We start from the raw sequence: 23,618 nt of genomic DNA, 5'->3' as shown, positions 1-23,618 counted from the left end.
TCTGGCGGTTGCCGGCGCGTCGCTCAACCCATTGATCATGGCCGATGGATTGGGGGAGGGATCAGGCGGTCTTCACCTCGGCGATGAAGGCGTCGACGCTGCCCTTGAGGGCCACGGCGCGGCCGGCCACCTCGCGGGCGGATTGCAGGACCTGCGCCGATCCCGTGGCCGTCGATTCGGAGGCGACGCGCAGCGTGCCGATGGTCCCGGTCACCTCCGCCGTGCCCTGCGCCGCCTGGACGGCGTTGCGGCCGATCTCGGCGGTGGCCGCACCCTGCTGCTCGACCGCGGCGGCGACGGCGGTGGCCATCTCGTTCAGGCGGAAGATCACCGTGGCGATCGTCTGGATGGCGGACACCGCGCCGCCGATGGTCTCCTGCATGGAGCCGACCTGGCTGCGGATCTCGTCGGTCGCCTGCGCCGTCTGGTTGGCGAGCTGCTTGACCTCGCTCGCCACCACGGCGAAGCCCTTGCCGGCCTCGCCGGCGCGGGCCGCCTCGATGGTGGCGTTCAGCGCCAGCAGGTTGGTCTGGCTGGCGATGCCCTGGATGAGGTCGATCACCTCGTTGATGCGCTGGCCGGACTCGGTCAGGGCGCCGACCCGCTCCTGGGCCTGCTGGGCCTGCCGCGACGCCTCGTCGGCGAAGCCGCGCGCCTCGTTCATCTGGCGCGACACCTCCTGAACGGTGGAGGTCATCTCCTCCGTCGCCGCGGCGACCGTCTGGACGTTGGCGGCGGTCTGCTCGGCGGCGGCGCCGACGACGGTCATCCGTTCCGACGCCTGCTCCGCCCCGGCGGACAGGGAGTTGGCGGTGGCCTCCAGCGCGGCGGCGGCGTCCTTCATGACGTGCAGGGCCTCGCCGACCTCGCGGTCGAAGCGCAGGATCGTCGCGCCGACCGCCTCGGCGCGGTCGAGCTTGTGCCGGGCCTCGGCCTCCTGCTCCGCCTGGATGCGCTGGCGGTCGAGCGCGTTGTCCTTGAAGACGGCGAGCGCCCGCGCGATGTCGCCGACCTCGTCGCGGCGGTCGGCGCCGGTGATGACCACCGTCAGGTCGCCGCCGGACAGACGGCGCAGGCAGGACACCGCCTCCACGATGGGGGCGACGATGCCGCGCGCCGACAGCCAGCGCCCGATCAGCCCGCTGGCGAGGATGCCGAGCAGGGCGACCGCGGCGATCAGCCACGTGGTCCGGTCGGCCAGCGCTTCCGCCTCCTCGGAGATCCGCGCCGTCTTGGCGACGGTGAGGCCGTTGTAGTCCTGGACGGCGCGGATCAACGCCTCGACCTGCTCCTGGCTGCCGGAGACGTTGTTCAGCACCTCGCGCCGGGCGTAGGTGATGCCCATGTCGGCGTGCTTCTTCGCCGCCTCCACCGTGGCGTCCAGGCTTTTGATATATGCGGCGTATTGGGTCTCGATGCCGTCAAGCAGCGGACGCTGCTGCGCGTCGGCGGCGGTGCGGGCGTGCTCCAGATGGGCGCGGACCCCGGCCTTGCGGTCGGCGACGACCGCCTCGATGGTGGCGACGCTGGCCGGGTTGGCGCCCATCTGGTACTCGGCGCGGCTCAGCTCGACCAGATAGCGGTTCAGCCGGGCGCCCTGCGTCGCCTCGCGCCCCGCCTCCTCGACCCGGTTCAGCTCCCCGCCGAGCGTGGCGAGGCCGTAGCCGCTGACCAGGGCGGTGGACACCGAAACGGTGCCCAGCACCACGACGATGCCGAGAATCTTCCCGGCGATGCGCACATTCTTCAACTGCATGTCGGCCTCGGTCGCGCCCTCTTGCGGGTCAGCGCGCTAAATCGATGCGGTGGATGGGTAAGCCGGTGTCGGTTCCGGCGGCGGAGTCGGCAGCACGGACGGCCCAGGCGGCGATCGCCAGATCCTGGATGCCCATGCCGGTGGAATCGAAGACGGTGATCTCGTCCGTGTGGGCGCGGCGGGGCGCCTTGCCCTCCAGCACGTCGCACAGCGTGCCGCGGATGGACTCGCGGGTCAGGCCGTGCGCCAGAGCGTGCTGGCATTCGCCGAGCGCGGAGGCCTGCGCCCAGTCGTCCACCCAGACGGAGGAGCCGAGCAGGATCGCGGGGTCCAGCTCCTGCTTGCCGACGGTGTCGGCGCCCATGGCGCAAATGTGCGTGCCGGGACGGACCCAGCCGGCCTGGACCACCGGCTCGCGCGCCGTCGTCAGGGTGATGAGCACGTCGGCGTTGCGCGCCGCGGTCTCGGCGTCCACGACCTCGACGGGCAGCCGCCCGGCGAAGGAGGCCGCCAGCTCCTCGGCCCGCGCGCGGTCGCGGTTGGCCAGCAGGATGCGGTCGAAGCCGCGCACCAGAAGCGCCGCCTCCAGATGGTGCGCCGCCTGCCCGCCGGTGCCGATCAGGGCGAGCACCCGCGCGTCGGGCCGGGCCAGTTCGCGGATGCCGATGGCGCAGGCGGCGGCGGTGCGCAGCCCGGTCAAATGGTTGGAGCTGACCAGCGCTGTCGGGCAGCCGGTCTCCGGGTCGGTCAGCACGGTGGTGGACTGGTGGTTGGTCAGGCCGCGGGCGCGGTTGCCCGTCCAGTAGCCGCCGATCTTCAGCCCGAGCAGCCCGATGGCGAGGTCGCCGCCGGCCTTGATGCCGTAGACGTCCGGTCCCGGCAGCAGCCGTTCGCGAACCACCGGGAAGTTGCGCGCCTGCCCGCGGGAGACTTCGCGGAAGGCCATGTCCATGGCGTCGATGGCATCGGCGGGGGACACCAGACGGCGGGCGGCGTTTTCATCGATGACGATCATTCTTTTACTCCCGCGGCGTCGAGCACCAGCCGCGACAGCGCGTCGTCCGGCCTTTCCATCCGTGCCATGATCGAGAAGTGATCCTCCCCGGCCAGCGTGTGATAGGTGCAGCGTGAGCCGCGGCACTGGCACAGCGTGGCGAAGTCGCGCGACTGGGCGATCCAGGCGGGAGTCTCCGCCGAGCCGACGACGACCGTCAGGGCCGTGGCGCTGGAGGGCGGGTGGCGCATCGGGCTGACCCCGTCGACCATCTCCGGGCGCAGACCGATGGTCTCGTTGACGGTGATGTCCAGCACCGGCGCCAGCTCGTAGATGCCGCTGATCAGGACGGCGGCCTTGACGGTGCCATCCTCCAGACGGTCCGCCCCGGCGTCGTCGGCCAGCGCCATGGCGATCAGATGCGCCCCGGCGGAATGGCCCGACACGGTGAGGCGGGCGGGATCACCGCCCAGCGAGGCCGCGTTGCGGTGAATCCAGCGCAGCCCCTCGCGGGTGCGCCGCGCGATCTCCGGCAGGGTCGCCGCCGGGCACAGGTCGTAGTTCATAACCACGGTCGTGACGCCGCGCGGCACCAGCGCGTCGGCGACGTAGCTGTAGTCGGCCTTGTCACGCCCGCGCCAGTAGCCGCCGTGCAGGAAGACGTGCAGCGGGGCGCCGGGTGTGGCCGCCGGAAACACGTCGAGCGTGGACAACGGACTGTCGCCGTAGGCGATGTCGTAGCGCGCGGCGCGGCGCTCGCGGACGGCCCGGCTCAGCTCCGCGGCGCGCTCGGCGTGGCGCGCGAAGTCGGGAACGGAATGGCGGGGGTTGTACTGCCACTCGTGATCGTCAGGGACGACTGACACGATGGGGCCTCCTGGGTTCCGGAGAAGGGGGGTGCTCAGACCAGATCCATCAGCTGGGTCCACAGCTGGTGCCGCTTGGCGACGTATTCCGGCGTGTCGCGCAGCGCCTCGCCCAGGCTGGCGCGCGGGCGCGGGATGTCGATGGGCACGATCTCGCGGATGCGGCCGGGGCGGGGCGACATGACCACCACCCGGTCGGCGAGGCAGACGGCCTCGTCCACGCTGTGGGTGACGAAGAGGATCGTCTTGCCCATGCGCTCGGTCAGGCCGAGCATCTCGTTCTGCAAAATCTCGCGGGTCAGCGCGTCGAGCGCGCCGAACGGCTCGTCGAGCAGCATGATCTCCGGCTCGATCGCCAGGGCGCGGGCGATGCCGACGCGCTGCTGCATGCCGCCGGAGAGCTGGTGCGGAAAGCGGTCGCCGAAGCCCTTCAGCCCGACGGTGGCGAGCACGCGCTCCGTCGTCTCGCCGTGGCGGGCGGCGGGGATGCCCTTGGCCTCCAGCGCGAAACCGATGTTCTGGGCGGCGGTCAGCCAGGGCAGCAGGCCGTATTGCTGGAAGACGAAGCCGCGGTCGTGGCCGGGGCCGGTGACCGGCTTGCCATCGATGCGGATCTCGCCGCTGGTCGCCGTCTCCAGCCCCTGGATGATGCGCAGCAGCGTGGTCTTGCCGCAGCCGCTGGGTCCGACGAAGGCGATGAACTCACCCTCCTCCACGTCCAGGTCGACGCCGTCGAGCGCGGTCATCGACGGCCCTCCGGACACCGGGAAACGCTTGGTCAGGTTGCGGACGGACAGCTTGGGCATGGGACGGCACCGGGTCTTGAAGCGGGACGGCGGGCGGAATGGGGCAACGGGGAGGGAGGGGGCCGGCGGTGCGCCGCCGGCCCCGACGGGATTACGGCTGCTTGTAGGTGCCGATCTCCGCCAGCACCTCCTGGACGATGCTGGTGTCCAGTACCTTCTCGGCCGGGTGGACGGCCTTCTGCAGGCCACCTTCGACGTTCAGCTCCTGCATGTACTTGGCCTGCTCGGCGGTGACGGTGCCGTTCGGGTTCCAGATGCCGCCGACCTTGTAGAACTCGTAGAACTCGGCGAGCTGCTCGTCGTTGTAGTCGAAGTGCTTCTTCGCGACGTCGAGCGCGCCCTTCTCGTTGTCGAAGATCCAGCGGGTCGCCTCCAGCTCCGCCTTGACGAAGCGCTTCAGCACGTCGCGCTTCTTGGCGATGGTCTGGTCGTTCACGTCCCAGGGGGTCATCACGTAGTTGGGCAGCTTCTTGGAGACAACGAACAGCACCTTGGCGTTCTTGTCGTGCGCGGCCTTCGGGTCGTAGTTGGAGACGGTCGCGTCGATGGTGCCGGTCAGGATGCCGTTGATGCGGGCCGAGGAGCCCTTCAGCGAGACCCACTGGACCGACTTGATCTGCTCCTCGCTCATGCCGGCCTGACGCATCAGGGCGGTGATGACGACGTGCGGCAGCGAGCCGGGGGAGGAGATGCCGACCTTCTTGCCCGGCAGGTCGGTGACGTCCTTCACGCCGGAAGCGGCGTTGGCGTAGAAGGCGTAGTGCAGGCCGGTGTGGACGCCGCCGATGGTCTTCAGCGCGCCGCCCTTGTCGGCCGCCGCCAGCGTCTCCGACATGCCGGCCTGGCTGATGTCCAGCTCCCCGGCGATCAGGGAGCGCACGGGGATGGAGCTGTCGGCGATGTGCACCAGCTCCACCGTCAGGCCGTTCTTCTCGTAGAAGCCCTGGTCCTGCGCGACGAACTCGACGAGGTTCAGGAACATCTTGGCCGGCATGCCGATCTTCAGCGCGTCGGCGGCGAGCGCGGCGGTGCTCATCGCCACGGAGAAGGCCCCCGCCAGCAGGGCGGCCTTCAGCGAACGGGACATCATGCTCATGATCCCTCTTCCTTCCTCAATCCGGTGTGGTGTGGGGCGCGTGTGGTGCGGGAGAGACGGGCCGGTCAGCGGCGGCGCCAGCGGCCGAAACGCTCTTCGACCTTTTGAACCAGGACGGTCAGCGCGTTGGCGAGCAGGGCCACCACCAGGACCGGGGCGAAGGCCTTGGCCGTCTCGAACGCGTTGGTGTAGTTGATGATCAGGCCGCCGAGGCCGGAGATGGAAGTCAGGAACTCCGCCACGATCATCGCGATGATGCCGCGGCCGAGCGCGATGCGCAGGCCGCTCGCCACGTAGGGCAGGGCGTAGGGTGCGATGATCTGGCGGTAGACCATGAACCGCGAGGCCATGAAGGCCTTGCCGATGTCTAGGTAATGCCGGTCCACGTTCTTCACGCCGGTGACCGTGTTGATGATCACCGGGAAGACCGCGAACAGGATGATGATCGTGATCTTGGCGAGGAAGCCGATGCCCACCCACAGCATCAGGATGGGGATCAGCGCCACCAGCGGCATGGCGTAGAGCGCGTTGATGTAGGGATCGAGGATCACCTCCACCGTGCGGTTCGTGCCCATCGCGAAGCCGACCACGATGCCGATAATGGAGGCGATGACGAAGCCCAGGACGAAGGTCGACATGCTGTCCAGCGTCGCCGAGAGCAGCTCGCCGTTCAGCAGCAGCTCCCAGGTCGCCACGGCAATGTCGCTGGGCACGGCGACCAGCAGCTTGTTCGCGTCGCGCGCCGCGAATTCCCAGACGGCGAGCAGCAGGACCAGCGTGCCGATTTGAAGCAGCCGCTCGCGGCGCCTCTGCCGGTTGGGATCGGACGCGGCCTCAGGCTCGCCGGCGCTTTTTGAAACGGCGCTCGCTTGTGCACTCCGCTGCACGCCTGCCTCCTGTGTGCGAGGTGATGGTATGGTGTGGTGGGTGTGGCGTTTGGCCCTCTGGGCCGCCGCCTTGGACCGTCGTTGATACGTATGCTAATCGAAGGTGGTAGTGTGGCGCAAGCAGATCGTCATACTGTCTGACAAGAAGAGAAATTTTATGTCAAATTTGCCGATAAATATTGTCCGCGTCGCCGCTCCCCTGCGTCAGCAGGTGATCGACCTGTTGCGCGCGGCCATCGCCGACGGGCGCTATTCGCCCGGTGACCGGCTGGTCGAGCGCGAGCTGTGCGAGACGCTGCAGGTCAGCCGCCCGATCCTGCGGGAGGCCCTGCGCCAGCTGGAGGCGGAGGGGCTGGTCCACAACGTGCCCCAGCGCGGGCTGGAGGTGGTGACGCTGACGGCCGAGGATGTCCGGCAGATCTATCAGGTGCGCGGGGCGCTGGAGAGCTTGGCGGCGGCGGAGTTCATCGCCCAGGCCAGCCCGGAGCAGTGGGCGATCCTCGCCGACGCCATGGCGGCCTTCGAGGCCGCGGCGGCGGAAGGCGTGCCGTCGCGCATCCGCACGGCGAAGACCATGTTCTACGACACGCTGATCGCCGGCTGCGGCAACCCGACGATGGCGCAGATCCTCAAGGCGCTGCACAACCGCATCCAGCTGCTGCGCGGGGTGTCGCTGGCCGAACCGGGGCGGCTGCCCAACACGATCCGCGAAATCCGCGAGATCTTCGAGGCGATGACCGCCCGCGACACGGTGCGCACGCGCCAGCTCTACGACGAGCACATTGCCAGCGCCGCCCGCGTGACCATGCAGGCTTTAGCCGCCGGACGATGAGGGCTGGGCGGTTAAGGGTTGGTCAGGCGCCGCCGATGCCCTCGGTGAATGTCTCGCCGGTCTTGGGGTCGATGTCCTCGCCGGTTCCCGGCGTGCCGGGCGCGGCCTCGTCACGGTCGCTGGCCGGCTTCTTGCTGTCGGGGTCGTAGCTGCGCGGGGGATGGATGCCGGCGTCGTCCGGCTTCTTCGGGTCGCTCATGCGCCACCTCTGCGAAAAGGATTGCAACCTTCCCGTCAACAAGGGCGGGGGCGTATCCTCACGCGCATCGGCAACGCACCGACAGGGAAGGGACACGCCATGACGACCGCCAAAAACACCATCTGCCTCTGGTACGACAAGGACGCGGAGGCTGCGGCCCGCTTCTACGCCACGGTCTTTCCCGACAGCGCGGTGGGCGCCGTTCACCGCGCTCCGAGCGACTACCCGTCCGGCAAGGCGGGCGACGTGCTGACGGTCCAGTTCACGGTCGCCGGGATTCCCTGCCTTGGCCTCAACGGCGGGCCGACGTTCAAGCACAACGAAGCCTTCTCGTTCCAGATCGCCACCGACGACCAGGAGGAGACCGACCGCTACTGGAACGCCATCGTCGGCAACGGCGGGCAGGAAAGCGCCTGCGGCTGGTGCAAGGACCGCTGGGGCGTCTCCTGGCAGATCACCCCGCGCGTGCTGACCGAGGCGCTGGCGGCCGGCGGCGACGAAGCCAGGCGCGCGTTCGAGGCGATGATGGAAATGACGAAGATCGATGTCGCCGCGATCGAGGCCGCGCGGCGCGGCTGAGGGGCCCCGGAGGGCGGGGATCACCGGCCGGCAGCCGGCGCCTCCACGACTTCCATGGGCTCCGCCGCGCCGCGCGCGGGGACGCGGAGCAGGCTGGTCAGGCCGCCCGCCAGGGTGAGGGCGGCCGCCAGGCCGAGGCCGAGGCGCGGCGCGGCTTCCGGGCCGGTCAGGAGCGCGAACAGCACCGTCATGAGCACGGCCCCGGCGGTCTGCCCGGCCAAGCGCGCGGTGCCCTGCATCCCTCCGGCGGCGCCGCTGCGCGCCTTGGGCACGGTCAGCAGCATGTTGCGGTTGTTGGGCGTCTGGAACAGCCCGAAGCCGAAACCGCACATCACCATGAAGGCCAGCAGCGGGCGCGGGTCATGCCCGAGCGGCCAGACCGCCGCCAGGGCGAGACCGGCGGCGAGGAGCAGGCCGCCCAGGGCGCACAGCCAGCCCGTCCCCACGCGGTCGGACAGCCGGCCCGCGATGGGCGCCGCGACGGCCGTCGCCAGCGGCCACGGCACCAGGAACAGCCCCGCCGTGACGATGTCCTGGCCGAGCCCGTGCTGCAGATAGAAGGGCAGGGCCACGGTGCCGGCCATCTGGCCGGTGAAGCAGAGGACGGAGGCGACCACCGACAGGCGGAAGGAGCGCACCCGCAGCAGATCGAGCGGCACCAGCGGTGCCTCGCGTTCCTTTTCGCGCCGGACCAGCCCGGCAAGGCAGAGCGCCGCGGCCAGCAGCAGCGCGCCGCCGCGCAGGGGCTGCGCCGCGACGGTCTCGGCTCCCATCACCAGGGCAGCGAAGAATCCGGCGTTGAGGGCGACGCTGGCGGGATCGAGGCGGCGCTTGGTTCCGGCGACGGCGGGCAGCGCGCGGGTGGTCATCAGTACGACGAGGCCGACCGGGATGTTGACCGCGAACAGGACGGGCCAGGGGGCGACGGCGAGGATGCCCGCCCCGATCGTCGGCCCCGCCGCCGAGGCCAAGGCGATGGCCAGGGCGTTCCAGCCGATGGCGGCGCCGAGCAGCCGCTGCGGATAGACGAAGCGCAGCAGCGCGACGCCCAGCGCCATCACCGCCGCACCGCCCAGCCCCTGGACGAAGCGCGCGGCGATCAGCCAGGGCAGCGTCGGCGCCAGGGCGCAGCCGGCGGAGGCCGCGGTGAACAGCAGCACCCCGCCGGTGAACACCCGGCGGTGCCCGAGGCTCTCGCCGAGGGCGCCGACGGGCAGGAGCGCGATCACCAGCGCCAGCTGGTAGGCGGTGATGATCCAGACGGTGTCGGCGGGCGCGACGCCGAGGGTGTTGGCGACAGTCGGCAGGGCGATGTTGGCGATGGCGCCGTCGAGCACGACGAGCACGATCGCGGCGATGACCGACGCGGCGGCCACGGCGCGGCGGGGCATGGGCAACCCGTCGGGATGCGGGGAATCGGGTGTTCGGGCGATGGTGGAACGGGACATCGGCGTCTCCAACAAGGGTTGGATCCATTTTTGCTCGCCGCTTGGCATGGCGGAAGACGCCGCCTGTGCAGGTTATTCCTGCATGGGACGCCATGTGTTAGCCTCCGGCTCCATGGCCGATCCCGATCTCAACCTTCTCATCGCGCTCGACGCGCTGCTGGCGGAGGGCAGCGTCGTCAAGGCGGCGCGGCGGCTTGGCCTCAGCGAGTCCGCGATGAGCCGCACCCTGGCGCGCCTGCGCGAGGTCACCGGGGACCCGCTGCTCGTCCGGGCCGGGCGCGGCCTCGTCCCGACGCCGCGGGCCATCCAGTTGCGCGGGCGGGTGCCCGGCCTCGCCGAGGAGGTCCGCGCGGTGCTGCGTCCGGCGGAGGCCATCGACATCGCGCGGCTGGAGCGCAGCTTCACCCTGCGCGCCAGCGAGAGCTTCATCGAGGTCTACGCCGCCCGGCTGGTCGGCCGCGTCGCCGCCGAAGCCCCCGGCGTCCTGCTGCGCTTCGCTCCGCGGGGGAACCGCGACGCGCAGGCGTTGCGGGACGGGCTGATCGACCTCGACATCGGGGTGCATTCGGAAACCACGCCGGAGCTGAAGGTGCAGAGCCTGCTGCGCGACCGGCTGGTCGCCGCCGTGCGGGAGGGTCATCCGCTGACCCGCCTGGAGACGGTGACGCCGGAACAATACGCCGCCTGCGGCCATGTGCTGACCTCGCGGCGCGGGCTGGTGCGGGACCGGATGGACGAGGCGCTGACCGCCCTCGGCCTCGCCCGCAAGGTTGTGGCCGTTGTGCCGAGCTTCCCGGCGGCCCTGGCGATCGTCCGCGCCTCCGACCTGACCGCCTTGGTGTCCGAACGCCAGCTCGCCGCCGGGGTGGCCGGGGTGCGCACCCTGCCGCTTCCCGCCGGTCTGGCGACCGTCTTGGATGAAGTCGTGGTGACGCAGATGTGGCACCCCCGGCAGAACGCCGACCCGGCCCACCGCTGGCTGCGCGGGCAGGTTCTTGCCGCTTGCCGCGAGCCGGCCTGACCCGCGAAACACGGCGCAGGGCCGCGGCGGAGCGGAAGCGACGCAACAATGCCGCCCTCCCGGCATTGATACGGTCGGATCGACTTCGACGGCTGGGACGCGATGACCGGACTCCGACGCGCGCTCGCGGGCTTGCTCCTCGGCGCCCTTCTCGCCTTGCCGGGCGTGCCTCTCCGGGCGGCGCCGGTGCCGAAGGACGTTCTGGTCGTCGGTCAGATCGCGGAACCAGCGTCGCTGGACCCGGCGGTCAGCACCGCCACCAACGATTTCCGCATCCTGGTCAACCTGTATGAGGGGCTGGTCCGCTACCGCCCCGGAACCCTGGACGTCGAGCCCGCTCTGGCCGAGCGGTGGACGGTCTCGGACGACGGGCTGACCTACCGCTTCACGCTGCGTCCGGGCGTCACCTTCCACGACGGCACGCCCTGCGACGCGCAGGCGGTGAAGTTCAACTTCGACCGCATGCTGGACAAGACGCACCCCGCCGCCGACACCGGCCCCTTCCCGCTGGCCTTCTTCTTCGCGGCCATCGACCGGGTCGAGGCGCCGGATCCGCTCACCGTCCGCATCACGCTGAAGGAACCCTTCGCGCCCTTCCTTTCCAACCTCGCCTACCCGACCGGCCTGATCGTCTCGCCCGCCGCCGTGATGAAGGAGGGCCGGGGGTTCGGCCGGCGGCCGGTCGGCACCGGCCCCTTCCGCTTCGTCGAGTGGCAGGGCAGCCGGCGCCTGACCATCGAGCGCAACCCGGACTATTGGGGCACGCCGGCCAAGCTGCGCGCGGTGATCTTCCGCCCGGTCAGCGACCCCAACACCCGCGCGATGGAGATGCTGGCCGGCGGCCTGGACGTGATGGTGGAGGTGCCGGCCGACGCGCTGTCCCAGTTCCGCGACGGCGACGGCTTCCGGGTGCACGAGCAGGCCGGGCCGCACCTCTGGTTCCTCATCCTGAACACCCGGCACGGGCCGCTGAAGGACCGGCGCGTCCGGCAGGCGGTGAATCACGCCATCGACAAGCGGGCCATCGCCGACGGCATCCTGCAGGGCACGGCGATCCCCGCCAAGGGACCCACCGCGCCCGCCTTCGATTGGGCCACCGACCCTTCGGCAACGGGCTATCCCTACGACCCGGACAAGGCGCGGGCGCTGCTGAAGGAGGCCGGGGCGGAGGGGGCGAAGCTCACCTTTTCCGTCGCGGAGGGCGGGTCCGGCATGCTCGACCCCGTCGCCATGGGGACGGCGATTCAAGCGAACCTCGCCGCCGTGGGACTGGCCGTCACCATCGAAACCTACGAGTGGAACAGCTTCCTGGCGCGGGTGAACGGCGGGCTGGGCGAGGCGGCGGACATGGCCGAGATGGCCTGGATGACCAACGATCCCGACACCCTGCCGTACCTGACCCTGCGCTCCGGCGCCCTGCCGGAGGCGGGCGGGTTCAACTCCGGCTACTACGCGAATCCGGACCTCGACCGCCTGCTCGAACGGGCGCGGCGCAGCGGCGACCGGGCCGAGCGGGGGGCGCTCTACCGGCAGGCCGAGCGGATCATCGTGGAGGACGCGCCCTGGGCCTTCGTGGCGCACTGGAAGCAGAACGCCGTCACCACGGCGGCGGTGCGGGGCTTCGCGCTGGAGCCGTCCTTCTTCCTGCTGCTCGACCGCGTGTCGAAGGACTGAGGGGGCGCCCGTGGGGTCCTACATCCTCGGCCGCCTCGCGGCGCTCGTCCCCGTGCTGTTCGGGCTCAGCGTGATCGTCTTCCTGATCATGGCGCTGATCCCCGGCGACCCGGCGACCGCGATCCTTGGCCCCTACGCGACGCCGGAGAACGTGGCGCGGCTCCGCCAGGACCTCGGCCTCGACCACAGCCTGCCGGTGCGTTACGCGACGTGGCTGGGCAACGTGCTGGCGGGCGACCTCGGGCGCTCCTCCAGCCTCAACCGGCCGGTCCTCGACGAGGTGACGGAGCGCTTCGCCGCCACGCTGGTGCTGGCCGGTGCGGCGCTCGTGCTGGCGTCGGTGCTGGGGCTGCTGGCCGGCGTCCTGTCCGCCGTGCGGCAGTTCGGCCTCGCCGACAAGCTGGTGACGCTGGCCGTGCTGGTGGGGATCTCCATGCCGACCTTCTGGCTCGGCCTGCTGCTGATCCTGGTCTTCGCCGTCCGCTGGCGCCTGCTGCCGGTGAGCGGCATGGTCTCCATCTACGGCGGCGGGGACCTGCCGGACCTGCTGTGGCATCTGGCGCTGCCGGCCGCGACGCTGGCCATCGTGGCCGCCGGGGTGATCGCCCGGCTGACGCGGTCGGCCATGCTGGAGGTGCTGCGCCAGGACTTCGTCCGCACCGCCCGCGCCAAGGGGCTGACGGAGCGCCGCGTGGTGTTCGGCCACGCGCTGCGCGCCGCCATGGTGACGGTGATCCCGGTGATCGGCATCCAGGCCGGCTTCGTCCTGGGTGGGGCGGTCTACATCGAGACGGTGTTCCAGTGGCCGGGCATCGGCCGCATGCTGGTCAACGCCATCGCGACGCGCGACGTGCTGCTGGTCCAGGGCGGCGTCCTGGTGGTCGCGGCCAGCTACGTGCTGTTCAACCTGCTGGCCGACATCCTGCAACGCCTGCTCGACCCGAGAATTGCGCCATGAGGGGCGCCGTGAGGGGAGGGGCGCCGTGAGGGACGGCTTGGCCCTGTTGCGCCGCGTGATGCGGAACCGGCTGGCGGCGCTGGGACTCGTCCTGCTGACGCTGATCGTCCTGGCCGCGCTCGCCGCGCCCATCCTGCCGCTGGCCGACCCGGACGCCATCGATCCCGCCCGGCGCCTGCTGCCGCCCTTCAGCGCCGGAGCGTGGCTCGGCACCGACACGCTGGGGCGCGACGTGCTGGCCCGGCTGGTCTGGGGGACGCGGCTGAGCCTGGGGGTCGGCGTCGCGGCCTCCCTCCTCGCGGCGCTGGTCGGGTCGGCCATCGGCCTCGTCGCCGGCTACGCGGGCGGGCGCACGGACGGCGTGCTGATGCGCGGCATCGATGTGCTGATGGCCTTCCCCTACCTGCTGCTGGCGCTCGCCGTCGTGGCGGCGCTGGGGCCGGGGCTGCTCAACGCGCTGTACGCCGTGGTGGTCGCCAACATTCCCTTCTTCGCCCGCAACGTCCGCGGCGCCACCGCCGGCCTGCGCCGCCGGGAGTTCGTGGACGCCGCGCGCCTGTCCGGCATGGGCGAGGCGCGCATCCTGCTGGGCGAGGTGCTGCCCAACGTCCTGCCGGTGATCATTATCACCGCCTCCACCACCGTGGGCTGGATGATTCTGGAGACCGCCGGCCTGTCCTTCCTAGGGCTGGGGTCGCAGCCGCCGCAGGCCGATCTCGGCTCGATGCTGAGCGAGGGGCGCAAGGCGCTGATCACCGCGCCGCACGTCGCGGCGGTGCCGGGGCTGGTCGTCTTCCTGATCGTGATGAGCATGAACCTGATCGGCGACGGGCTGCGCGACGCGCTCGACCCGCGCCTGCGCTCCGGCATCCCCGGCGCGCCGGGCGCCGCCACGCGGGTGGCGCGGACCGTCGAGGGCGACCAGACCGCGGCGCCGGACCCCGGCGCTCTGCTGCAGGTCACCGGCCTGCGCACGGCCTTCGACACGGCGAACGGTCCGGTGGACGCGGTGAAGGGCGTCAGCCTGAGCGTCGCCCCCGGCGAATGCCTGGGCATCATCGGCGAGTCCGGGTCCGGCAAGTCGGTCACGGCGCTGTCCATCGCGCGCCTCGTCGCCTCGCCGCCGGGCGTGGTGCGCGGCGGCGCGGTTCGGTTCGGCGGGGACGATCTGCTGGCCCTGCCGGTCGGCGCGTTGCAACGGCTGCGCGGCGGGCGGATCGCCTACGTCTTCCAGGACCCGCTGACGACGCTCCATCCGCTGATGCCGGTCGGCGCGCAGGTGGCCGAGGCTCTGCGCGCGCATCGCCCGGTGCCGCGGGCCGAGGCCGACCGGCGGGTGGTGGAGCTGTTCGCCGCGGTGAAGCTGCCCGACCCGGTCAGCCTCGTCCACGCCTACCCGCACGAGCTGTCGGGCGGGCAGCGCCAGCGGGTCGGCATCGCCATGGCGCTGGCCAACGACCCGGACCTCATCATCGCCGACGAGCCGACCACCGCGCTCGACGTCACCATCCAGGCCGAGATCCTGGACCTGCTGGACGATCTGCGCAGACACCGCCACCTCGCCGTCGTCTTCATCAGCCACGACTTCGGCGTCATCGCCCGCCTCTGCGACCGGGTGGCCGTGATGTTCCAGGGCACGGTCGTCGAGGAGGGAGGCACCCGCAGCGTCCTCACCCGGCCGCGGCACGCCTACACCCGGCGTCTGCTCGCCGCCGTGCCGGTCCTCGGGCGGTCACGGCGCCCGGAGCCGGCGCCGCGGGAGTCGTCCGGGGCGGGCTGGGCGGTCGAGGTCCGCGGTCTGGACAAGACCTACGCCGCGCGCCGGTCGCTGTTCGGCCAATCACTGTTTGGGCGGTCGCGCCCGGCGGTCACGGCCTTGAAAGCCGTGTCGCTGCGGGTTGCCGCCGGGGAGACGCTGGGGATCGTCGGGGAGTCCGGCAGCGGCAAGTCGACGCTCGCCCGCAGCCTCGTCGGGCTGAACCGTCCGACCGGCGGGACCGTCCTGCTCGACGGCCGCCCCCTCGCCGAACTGACGGCCGGGGGGCCGAGGGCCTTGGGCCGAACGGTGCAGTATGTCTTCCAGGACCCGCTGTCCTCGCTCAACCCGCGCAAGACGATCCGGCGCGTCCTGTCCGCGCCGCTGCGCTTCCTGGCCGGTGTGCCCTCCGGAGAACGGGAGGAGCGGCTGGGCGAACTGATGCGGTCGGTCGATCTCGATCCCGCCATCCTGGACCGCTACCCGCACGAGCTGTCGGGCGGGCAGGCGCAGCGCGTCGCCATCGCGCGGGCGATCGCCGCCGGGGCCAGGATCATTGTTCTCGACGAGGCGGTCTCCGCCCTGGACGTGTCGGTGCAGGCGCAGGTGCTGCGCCTCCTGGTGGCGCTGAAGGAGCGTCATGGGCTGACTTACCTGTTCATCAGCCACGACCTCGCCGTGGTCGAAGCCATCGCCGATCGGGTCGTGGTGATGGCCGCCGGCGAGATCGTCGAGGAGGGGCCGGGCGACCGTCTGTTCGCCGCCCCGGAGCATCCCTACACACGCCGGCTGGTCGCCGCCGTGCCGTCGCTTCCGTCCTGACGGGGACGGTGGGCATGCGCCGTAATATCTGGAAAGCGGAGGGAAACAGGGCGCGCGCTGTGCGGCGGCGCAAAGGGTGTCGCCACGCGGTGTGCGCGGACGCCAAACCCTTGAAGTCACGAGTTATCAGAGGAAAGTGGTTGGGGGACTAGGATTCGAACCTAGGTAGCCAGAGTCAGAGTCTGGAGTCCTACCGCTAGACGATCCCCCAATGGTGGTCCCGACTGGGATTGAACCAGTGACCCCTACGATGTCAACGTAGTGCTCTCCCGCTGAGCTACAGGACCAAACCGCGAGATACCTAACCTAACCACAAGAAAGTGGCGCGAGTGACGGGACTTGAACCCGCGGCCTCCGGCGTGACAGGCCGGCGCTCTAACCAACTGAGCTACACCCGCGTCCTTGGCGACCTTCTAAAGAACAAAGACCGCCGAAGCAAGCACTAAATTCAACCTTACTCTACTTACTCAAGTCAACCAACCAACCGCCGAAGAAGTTGGTGGAGCCGAGGGGGATCGAACCCCTGACCTCCTCATTGCGAACGAGGCGCTCTCCCATCTGAGCTACGGCCCCATGGTGCTGCCAGAGAGGATTGAACTCTCGACCTCTCCCTTACCAAGGGAGTGCTCTACCACTGAGCTACGGCAGCATCCGGCGGGAGCGGGTGAATAGCAATCCAGGCGGCCCCCTGTCAAAGGGAAAAATATCGAAGGGGGCATTTCTTTCTTTTCACCCCAGCGAGGGCCGCAGGCGGCGCTTGCATCCCGCCGCCGACGTTGGGCATCTGTGCCCCATTCGACCATGCCCGACCGACAGGTTTTCCCCGTGGATGAGGTTCTGACCGAGGCGCGCCGCCTGATCGCGGCGCGGCATTACCGGCAGGCGGTGCGCCTGCTGCGGGACACCGCGCCGGAGTCCGGCGGCACCGCCGAGCGCGACCGGGCCGAGCGCGACCGGCTGACCGGCATGGCCGCTCTCGGCCGGCGCGACGCCGCGGCGGCCACCGCCGCGCTGCGCCGCGCCCTGGCGCGCGAGCCGGCGCATGCGGAGACCCTCCATCATCTGGCCCAGGCCGTGCTGGCCGGCGGGGACCGCCTCCTGGCGGTGCGCTGGCTGGAGCGGGTCGCCGCGGCCGATCCCGCTTTCCCCGGCCTCCGCGAGGCGCTGGCCGGCGCCTACCGCCGCGACGCCCTCTATGAGGAGGCGCTGCGGGTGACCGGGGAGGCGCTGGCCGCCGGGAACCGGTCGGCGGACATCCTCTATGAGCGGGCGGTCAGCCTCGCCCATCTTGGCGACGCCGCGGGCGCGCTGGCCGTTTTCGACGAGCGGCTGGCCGACGATCCGGAGCACGCCGCCGCGTGGTTCGGCAGCCACGCCGCAGCACTCGGCCTGAACGGTGTGGAGGACGCGCTGCGCCGCCTGCGCCGGGCCGCGGAATGTCCAGGGGCGGCGGGAAAATACTGGGGCTTCCTGTGCGCCTACCTGCTGCTGATGGGCCGCGACGCGGAGGCCGAGGCGCTGTATGGCGAGAAGCTGGCCGGTCAGCCGAAGCGCTTGGCCCTGGTGGAGGCGGTGACGGCGATTCGCCCGCATCTCGCTCCGGACATGCGGCTGTTCGGCGTGGGGGCGGAGCTGCTGCGTTTCGGGCTGGAGCGGGCGGAGGTGCCCGGTCTGGTGCTGGAGTTCGGCGTGCGCCGCGGCACCTCGCTGAACCAGATCGCCGATGCGGCCGGGCAGACCGTGCACGGCTTCGATTCGTTCGAGGGGTTGCCGGAGGGCTGGGTGAACGCGCCGCGCGGTGTGCTCAGCACGGGCAGGCGGCTGCCGCCGGTGCGGGACAACGCGGTGCTGCATGCGGGATGGTTCGAGGACACGCTGCCGCCCTTCCTGGCGGCCCATGACGGCGCGGTGCGCTTCGTCAATGTGGACAGCGACATCTACTCGTCGGCGCGGACGGTGCTGACCGCCCTGGCGCCGCGCTTCCGGGCGGGAACGGTGCTGGTCTTCGACGAGTTCATCGGGAACCGGACGTGGCGCGAGGACGAATATCGCGCCTTCCTGGAATACGCGGCCGAGTCCGGTGCGGCCTGGGAGATCATCGCCGTCAGCCCGCACACCAAGCAGGTGGCGATCCGGCTGCTGGCGCCCCCTGCGTCGTGTGGGGCCCCCCCCCCGGGCCGCCGCCCCGGTTCTGGGGGGGAAACGACGCCCGGGGCGGAAGCGTGCCCGAGTTAGGAGACGATGCGCCAGCTGCCGTCCGGCTGCTGGCAGGCGGTGCCGTTGGCCCGCTCGGCCTTGCCGCCGACATAGACGGTCTGCTGGTACTCGCGGCAGTAGTTACCGGAGTTGTCGCGGCCGTCGCGGATCGGGGTGATGGTGCCGCGGTTGCCCGATTCCGGGTTGTTCCACTGGATGGTCGAGCCCATCGGCGCCGAATAGGCCTGGGTGGCGGCGCGCTGGGCGTAGCCTTCGTCCGCGCGGTCGAGCGACTGGCCAAGCTCGCTGCCGAGATAGGCGCCGAGCAGCGTGCCCACACCGGTGGTGATGAGCTTGCCGGTGCCGCCGCCGAACTGCGAACCGATCACGCCGCCGGCCGCCGCGCCGCCGAGCGCGCCGACCGTCTGCTTGGTCCCGATGCCGCTTCCGCCGCTCTGGCAGGCGGCAAGCGACAGGGCGACAAAGGCGGTAACAGCGATCTTCTTCATGGGGTCTCTGCCTCTTGGTTCCGTATAAGCCATCAACACGTAAGGCTTCGCTTTAATCCGGGGGAGCCTGCGCTTTGGTGCGTATGACTCCCGTTCAACCGCCTCTCCCGTAATAGGCGGCGGCGGATAGAAGCACGGAGCCGGTGGCCCTCGCCTGTTATCAAAATGGCGCACAAATGTCTGGCCCGCCCCGCCATGCTCGCGTCCGTTGAGCATAAGAGCGAGGGAACCATCCAATGGCTTCGACCACCACGGGCAAGACCGACGCCAAGATTGTCGTGAGTGCCTATGGGCAGTCCGCCGGAGGCATCTGGCCGCATTTCCGCCTGTTGATCGACGGCGTCGAGGTGGGCCAGGCAACCGTCAACGCCAGCAGCCCGGCCGCCTACAGCTTCACGGTGCCGGTCACCGCGGCGCAGGCGCACAAGGTGCAGATCCAATACGACAACGACGCCGTGGTGAACGGCCAGGACCGCTCGCTGATCGTCAGCGGGGTCACCATCAACGGCAAGACCCACAAGCCGACCGACGCCAACGTCACCTACGACAAGGGCGCGCTCGATGGGAAGGACGTGATCAAGGGCCAGTCGGGGATGTGGTGGAACGGCACGCTGGTGGTGGACACCCCGGCCGCCGACTTCCCCGCCCCGGTGGCGCCGGTCGCCGGAACCTCCACCTTCGTGGTGAACGCGCAGGGCATCGCGGCGGGCGGCACCAACGCGCATTTCAACCTGCTGGTCGACGGCAAAAAGGTGGGGGAGGGCACGGTCGGCACCGCGGCCAAGGACTACAGCTTCACCGCCAACGTGGCACCGGATCAGGCGCACAAGGTGCAGATCCAGTATGACAACGACGCCGTGGTGAACGGGCAGGACCGCTCGCTGATCGTCAACAAGGTCACGATCAACGGCAAGTCCGTCGCCGCCACCGACAGCATCGTCACCTACGACAAGGGTGCCCTCGACGGGAAGGACGCGGTGAAGGGCCAGTCGGGGATGTGGTGGAACGGCACGCTGGTGGTGGACGCCGACAAGAGCTTCTTCGCCACCGGCACGGCCACGCCGACCCCGACTCCCGCTCCGAATCCCACGCCGTCCCCCGCCCCGACCGGGCCGGCGATCTTCGTGGCGACCAACGGCAAGGACAGCTGGTCCGGCAAGCTGGCCGCCCCCAACGCGGACGGCACCGACGGGCCGAAGGCGACGCTGACCGCCGCCCGCGACGCCATGCGCGCCGACCCGAACATCGACGTGACCTACGTCCGCGGCGGCGACTACTACATGAAGGACATGCTCTGGCTGGACGGCCAGGACAGCGGCGTCCGCTTCGCCGCCTACGGCAGCGAGAAGCCGGTCTTCCATGGCGGCTCGCTGGTGGAGAACTGGGTGTCGCGCGGCAACGGCCTCTACAGCGCGCAGCTTCCCGGCGGGTCCAAGGCGGTGCTCGACCTGTCGATGGACGGCGACCGCCAGACGGTGGCCCGCACGCCCAACGCCGACCCCAGCCATCCCATCGACGGCGGCTGGCTGATCGCCACCAAGGCCGGGGCCAACGCCTCCACCCAGTTCGGCTTCAAGGCCGGGGCGATCCCGACCTATTCGAGCACGGACGGGCTGATGGTCAGCGTCTTCAGCCAGCACGGCTACGACAACATGACCGTGCCGGTGAAGAGCATCGACTACGGCAGCAACACCATCACGCTGGCCCAGAGCACCTACGACGCGCTCGGCGCCGGCAGCCGCTTCTACCTGTTCAACGGCAAGGACCAGCTCGACGCCGCGCGGGAGTGGTTCTTCGACAAGGCGTCCAACCAGGTCCTGTTCAAGCCGGAAGGCGGGGCGGTCGCCGGGCACAAGGTGGTCGCGGCGCAGCTTCCCGTGCTGATCGGGCTGGGTGGTGCGAAGAACGTGACGATCGAGGGGCTGACCCTGACCGACGGCGCGCCGGACGGCCACGCCGTCTACGCCAACAACGCCGCCGGCCTGACCTTCAAGAACAACACCGTCACCAACACCGGCTACGGCATCACGGTGGAGGGCAGCGCCAACAGCACCGTCTCCGGCAACCATTTCGCCGAGACCGGGCGCGAGGCCGTCTACGTCAAGGCGGGGTCCAACTTCACCAAGGTGTCGGACAACCTGATCCAGCACGCCAGCGCCGTCGACCACGGCGGCGACGCGCTGTGGGTGAACGGCAGCAACGACGTCGCCATCACCCACAACCAGATCGAGGACACGCCGGGCAAGGCCATCGCGGTGGGCTCCGTCCAGGCCTCGGGCGACGCCACCTACCGGGCGACGATCACCCACAACAAGATCGTCGGCGCCAACCAGGAAACCAGCGACGGCGGCGGCATCTACCTGATCAACCGCCAGCAGGATCTGGCCGGTCACACCGTGGCCTACAACGAGGTGTCGGGCACCACCGCCTTCGGCAACGTGACCTGGGACGGCAAGGTCTCCCCCACCTTCCTCGACCCGACGAAGCTGGTGAGCTGGGGCATCTATCTGGACGACTGGACCAGCGGCACCACGGTGAAGGGCAACGTCGTCCACGACAACGTCGGCGGCATCTTCCTGCACGGCGGCTGGAACAACACGGTCACCGACAACATCCTGGCCGACAATCTGGGCACCCAGATCGGCCTGCAGCAGAGCGTCGGCTGGGGCGGCTGGAAGGGCACGCCGATGGCGAACAACACCATCACCCAGAACATCGTGGACGCCGGCGACGGACGCGCGGTGGCCCTTGACGGACCGAAGACGGCGGGGACCTTCACCGGCAACTTCTACGCCGACCTCGACCCCAACGAGGCGCTGTTCCAGGTCTGGCCGCAGGTGATGGCGAACGGCGCCACCGGCACGCTGGCGCAGTGGCAGGCCGCCGGTTACGACAAGGGGTCCTTCACCTTCGACCCGCAATTCACCGACGCCGCCCACGACAACTTCGCGCCGGTGGCGGGCTCCGCCGTGTACCAGCACGGGTTCGACCCTCTGCCCTTCGACCAGATCGGCCTGCTGGGCTGAGGATCACCGAAGGTCGGATGGAACCGGGGGCGGGGCGGGAGCGTTATCGCGGCATGGACATCATACGCATCATCCTGGCGCTTCTGCTGCCGCCCGTCGGCGTCTTCCTCCAGGTGGGGTTTGGCGCCCAGTTCTGGATCAACGTGCTGCTGACCCTGCTCGGCTACATTCCGGGCATGATCCACGCGCTGTACGTCATCGTGAAGTACAAGGACCGCTATCCGGCGTGAGGTCCTGACAAGACAATCGCATCATGCTCCCTCTCCCGCCCCGGGAGAGGGAAGGGGCCCGCGCAACGCGCGGGAAGGGTGAGGGTACCGGCAAGGATCAGGGTTTGATCCTCGCATTTACCCTCACCCGCCCGCTGCCGCGGGCACCCTCTCCCCAGGGGGGAGAGGGGATAAATCGCCTGATTAAGCGGCGCGGACCTTCGCGAGGAAGCCGCTGACCTCCGTCCGCAGGCGGGCGGCGGACCGGCTCAGCTCCTGCGCGCTGCCCAGCACGCGGCCCGCGGCGGTCCCGCCCTGCGAGGCGGCGCCGCTGACTTGCACGATGGCGCCCGACACCTCCGCCGTGCCCGCCGAGGCCTGCTGGACGTTGCGGGCGATCTCCTGGGTGGCGATGCCCTGCTGCTCCACCGCCTGGGCGATGTCGTCGGCGATCTGGCTGCTCTCCCCGATGACCTGGGCGATCTCCCGGATCGACTGCACGGTGCGCAGGGTCACGTCCTGGACCCCGGCGATCTGGGCGGTGATGTCCTCCGTCGCCTTGGCGGTCTGGTTGGCGAGATTCTTCACCTCGCTCGCCACCACCGCGAAGCCCTTGCCGGCCTCGCCGGCGCGCGCCGCCTCAATGGTCGCGTTGAGCGCCAGCAGGTTGGTCTGCTGGGCGATCGAGTTGATGAGCTGCACCACCTCCCCGATCTTCTGCGACGTGCTGACCAGACCTTCCGCCGTCGCCTGGGTGTCCTCGGCGTTGCGGACGGCGCGGTTGGCGATGTCGGCGGACTGGCGGACCTGCTGGCCGATGCTGCTGACCGACCCGGCCAACTCTCCGCAGGCCGCGGCCACCGATTCCACGTTGGCCGTCGCCTGGGTCGCGGCGGCGGCGACGGTGCCGGCCTGATCGTTGGCACGCTCCATGGTGGCGTTCAGCGTCTGGGCGGCGCCCTCCAGCTCGGCGGCGGCGTGGGACACCAGCTCGACGATGGAGCCGACGCTGCGCTCGAACTGGTCGGCCAGCCCGTTCATCGCTTCCCGCTTCTCGGCCTCGGCGCGCCGTTCCGTTTCTTCCTTCTCCGACTCCATGCGGCGGGCGCGGACCATGTTGTCCTTGAAGACCTGCACGGCGCGGATGATCTCGCCGACCTCATCGCGGCTGGTTGCCTGCGGCACTTCGATGGCCAGGTCGCCCTCGGCCAGCTTCAGCGTCGTGTCGGTCAAGCGGCGCAGCGGCCGCACCGTCAGGATCGACCACCAGGCAAGCCCCGCGCCGAGCAGGACGGTCACCGCGCACAGCGAGATCATGAGGACTTGGAAGCTCTCGGACACCGTCCGGGCGTGCTTCGCCACCGCCTGGCTCTCGGCTTCCTGGAGGTCGATGAAGGCGTTGATTCGGGCCAGCCACTCGGTGAAACCGGGGCGGGCCTGCTCGACCAGGATCTTGACGGCGCGGTCGGTGTCGCCGGCCTGGCGCGCCTCGATGACGCCGCGGGCCAGCGGCAGGGTCTTGGCCTCCGTCTGCTTGATGGAGGCGAGGATTTCCCGTTCCTTGGCGGTGATGTGGGTGCCGACGGCGAACATGCGGTCCATCTGCTCGGCCGAGCGCGCGTAGTCGGCGGCCAGCCGGTCGATGGTGGCAAGCTCGGCCTTCAGCGCCGCGGCGTCGGACAGGAGCGTGACGTCGCGCAGGCTGATCGCCCGGTCATGCACGCTGCCGCGGAAGTTGATGGCGTAGCGCTGCTTGACGTTGTTGACGTCGTTGATGGTCGAAAGGCTGTCGTTGATGCTGTTGACTTTGTAGATGGCGATGGCCGCCAGGGCGACCATCAGCACCAGGATGCTGGAGAAGCTCAGCATCAGCCGGATGCCGACCTTGGCGTTTCGGAACCAATTCATTGTCCACACTCCCGCCGGTCCGTGTCGTCGAAGACTCGTTGGATGCCGCCGGTTGCCGATAGCCCATCCTGCGGCG

General features: G+C 70.2%; 19 protein-coding genes and 5 tRNA genes. 9 read left to right on the top strand and 15 right to left on the bottom strand.

Going from position 1 to position 23,618, the window contains the following annotated elements; genetic code table 11:
• Positions 1 to 61: 61 nt before the first annotated feature.
• The 6 genes from H0B54_RS19390 to H0B54_RS29915 form a co-directional block, all read right to left on the bottom strand.
• The gene (locus H0B54_RS19390) at positions 62 to 1,756 is read right to left on the bottom strand and encodes a methyl-accepting chemotaxis protein (protein WP_188261692.1); all 1,695 of its coding nucleotides are present in this window, start codon (positions 1,754 to 1,756) and stop codon (positions 62 to 64) included.
• Between the two features lie 28 nt (positions 1,757 to 1,784).
• A complete protein-coding gene (locus H0B54_RS19385; RefSeq protein ID WP_188261691.1) occupies positions 1,785 to 2,771 on the bottom strand; it encodes an ornithine cyclodeaminase family protein in 987 nt (328 codons plus the stop codon).
• Complete coding sequence (locus H0B54_RS19380) at positions 2,768 to 3,616, bottom strand: alpha/beta hydrolase fold domain-containing protein (protein ID WP_188261690.1); 849 nt, start codon at positions 3,614 to 3,616, stop codon at positions 2,768 to 2,770. Before H0B54_RS19380 ends, H0B54_RS19385 begins: the two co-directional genes overlap by 4 nt.
• A 35-nt stretch (positions 3,617 to 3,651) precedes the next feature.
• Complete coding sequence (locus H0B54_RS19375) at positions 3,652 to 4,422, bottom strand: ABC transporter ATP-binding protein (RefSeq protein WP_014197869.1); 771 nt, start codon at positions 4,420 to 4,422, stop codon at positions 3,652 to 3,654.
• Between the two features lie 91 nt (positions 4,423 to 4,513).
• The gene (locus H0B54_RS19370) at positions 4,514 to 5,518 is read right to left on the bottom strand and encodes an ABC transporter substrate-binding protein (protein ID WP_188261689.1); all 1,005 of its coding nucleotides are present in this window, start codon (positions 5,516 to 5,518) and stop codon (positions 4,514 to 4,516) included.
• A gap of 65 nt (positions 5,519 to 5,583) precedes the next feature.
• Positions 5,584 to 6,405, bottom strand: a complete 822-nt coding sequence (locus H0B54_RS29915; RefSeq protein WP_188261688.1) for an ABC transporter permease subunit — start codon at positions 6,403 to 6,405, stop codon at positions 5,584 to 5,586.
• A gap of 157 nt (positions 6,406 to 6,562) precedes the next feature.
• Here H0B54_RS29915 and H0B54_RS30290 point away from each other — a divergent pair, with 157 nt between their 5' ends.
• Positions 6,563 to 7,237, top strand: a complete 675-nt coding sequence (locus H0B54_RS30290) for a GntR family transcriptional regulator (protein WP_211109453.1) — start codon at positions 6,563 to 6,565, stop codon at positions 7,235 to 7,237.
• Positions 7,238 to 7,259: 22 nt separating this feature from the next.
• Here the strand turns inward: H0B54_RS30290 and H0B54_RS19355 are convergent, their stop codons facing one another.
• Positions 7,260 to 7,436, bottom strand: a complete 177-nt coding sequence (locus H0B54_RS19355; RefSeq protein WP_188261687.1) for a hypothetical protein — start codon at positions 7,434 to 7,436, stop codon at positions 7,260 to 7,262.
• A 99-nt stretch (positions 7,437 to 7,535) separates the two neighbouring features.
• Between H0B54_RS19355 and H0B54_RS19350 the strand changes: the two genes are divergently transcribed.
• Positions 7,536 to 8,015 carry a VOC family protein gene (locus H0B54_RS19350; RefSeq protein WP_188261686.1) on the top strand — a complete coding sequence of 160 codons (480 nt, stop codon included), beginning with the start codon at positions 7,536 to 7,538 and terminating at the stop codon, positions 8,013 to 8,015.
• Positions 8,016 to 8,035: 20 nt separating this feature from the next.
• On the opposite strand, the gene H0B54_RS19345 is transcribed toward H0B54_RS19350, so the two are convergent.
• Entirely contained in the window at positions 8,036 to 9,463 is a 1,428-nt protein-coding gene (locus H0B54_RS19345) for an MFS transporter (protein ID WP_211109452.1), read from the bottom strand.
• Between the two features lie 82 nt (positions 9,464 to 9,545).
• On the opposite strand from H0B54_RS19345, the gene H0B54_RS19340 reads away from it, so the two are divergent.
• The 4 genes from H0B54_RS19340 (at position 9,546) to H0B54_RS19325 (ending at position 15,694) form a co-directional block, all read left to right on the top strand.
• On the top strand, positions 9,546 to 10,484 hold the full coding sequence (locus H0B54_RS19340) for a LysR family transcriptional regulator (RefSeq protein WP_343068981.1): 939 nt from the start codon (positions 9,546 to 9,548) through the stop codon (positions 10,482 to 10,484).
• A 102-nt stretch (positions 10,485 to 10,586) separates the two neighbouring features.
• A complete protein-coding gene (locus H0B54_RS19335; RefSeq protein WP_188261684.1) occupies positions 10,587 to 12,158 on the top strand; it encodes an ABC transporter substrate-binding protein in 1,572 nt (523 codons plus the stop codon).
• Positions 12,159 to 12,168: 10 nt separating this feature from the next.
• Positions 12,169 to 13,116: an ABC transporter permease subunit gene (locus H0B54_RS19330; protein WP_188261683.1), complete on the top strand. Its 948-nt coding sequence runs from the start codon at positions 12,169 to 12,171 to the stop codon at positions 13,114 to 13,116.
• A 25-nt stretch (positions 13,117 to 13,141) separates the two neighbouring features.
• Complete coding sequence (locus H0B54_RS19325) at positions 13,142 to 15,694, top strand: ABC transporter ATP-binding protein/permease (RefSeq protein WP_211109451.1); 2,553 nt, start codon at positions 13,142 to 13,144, stop codon at positions 15,692 to 15,694.
• A 137-nt stretch (positions 15,695 to 15,831) separates the two neighbouring features.
• Here the strand turns inward: H0B54_RS19325 and H0B54_RS19320 are convergent.
• From H0B54_RS19320 to H0B54_RS19300, 5 genes are all read right to left on the bottom strand, one after another.
• Positions 15,832 to 15,905: transfer RNA gene (locus tag H0B54_RS19320), tRNA-Gln, on the bottom strand.
• 1 nt (position 15,906) lies between these two features.
• Positions 15,907 to 15,981: transfer RNA gene (locus H0B54_RS19315), tRNA-Val, on the bottom strand.
• 34 nt (positions 15,982 to 16,015) lie between these two features.
• A tRNA-Asp gene (locus H0B54_RS19310) sits at positions 16,016 to 16,092 on the bottom strand.
• Positions 16,093 to 16,191: 99 nt separating this feature from the next.
• A tRNA-Ala gene (locus H0B54_RS19305) sits at positions 16,192 to 16,267 on the bottom strand.
• Position 16,268: 1 nt separating this feature from the next.
• Positions 16,269 to 16,343 (bottom strand) — tRNA-Thr (locus tag H0B54_RS19300).
• 176 nt (positions 16,344 to 16,519) lie between these two features.
• Between H0B54_RS19300 and H0B54_RS19295 the strand changes: the two genes are divergently transcribed.
• Positions 16,520 to 17,929 carry a class I SAM-dependent methyltransferase gene (locus H0B54_RS19295; protein ID WP_343068980.1) on the top strand — a complete coding sequence of 470 codons (1,410 nt, stop codon included), beginning with the start codon at positions 16,520 to 16,522 and terminating at the stop codon, positions 17,927 to 17,929.
• Here the strand turns inward: H0B54_RS19295 and H0B54_RS19290 are convergent.
• The gene (locus H0B54_RS19290) at positions 17,926 to 18,399 is read right to left on the bottom strand and encodes an RT0821/Lpp0805 family surface protein (protein WP_137141514.1); all 474 of its coding nucleotides are present in this window, start codon (positions 18,397 to 18,399) and stop codon (positions 17,926 to 17,928) included. The genes H0B54_RS19295 and H0B54_RS19290 overlap by 4 nt on opposite strands.
• Positions 18,400 to 18,635: 236 nt before the next feature.
• Between H0B54_RS19290 and H0B54_RS19285 the strand changes: the two genes are divergently transcribed.
• Both H0B54_RS19285 and H0B54_RS19280 read left to right on the top strand, forming a co-directional pair.
• Positions 18,636 to 21,425: a carbohydrate-binding domain-containing protein gene (locus H0B54_RS19285; protein ID WP_188261682.1), complete on the top strand. Its 2,790-nt coding sequence runs from the start codon at positions 18,636 to 18,638 to the stop codon at positions 21,423 to 21,425.
• A gap of 53 nt (positions 21,426 to 21,478) precedes the next feature.
• Complete coding sequence (locus tag H0B54_RS19280) at positions 21,479 to 21,655, top strand: YqaE/Pmp3 family membrane protein (protein ID WP_014197684.1); 177 nt, start codon at positions 21,479 to 21,481, stop codon at positions 21,653 to 21,655.
• A gap of 183 nt (positions 21,656 to 21,838) precedes the next feature.
• On the opposite strand, the gene H0B54_RS19275 is transcribed toward H0B54_RS19280, so the two are convergent.
• A complete protein-coding gene (locus H0B54_RS19275) occupies positions 21,839 to 23,542 on the bottom strand; it encodes a methyl-accepting chemotaxis protein (protein ID WP_188261681.1) in 1,704 nt (567 codons plus the stop codon).
• Positions 23,543 to 23,618 lie beyond the last annotated feature (76 nt).

The organism is Azospirillum tabaci, from assembly GCF_014596085.1.
Taxonomy (GTDB): domain Bacteria; phylum Pseudomonadota; class Alphaproteobacteria; order Azospirillales; family Azospirillaceae; genus Azospirillum; species Azospirillum tabaci.
The sequence above is the reverse complement of the archived record's forward strand: the minus strand, read 5'-3'. Positions and strand labels throughout refer to the sequence as shown.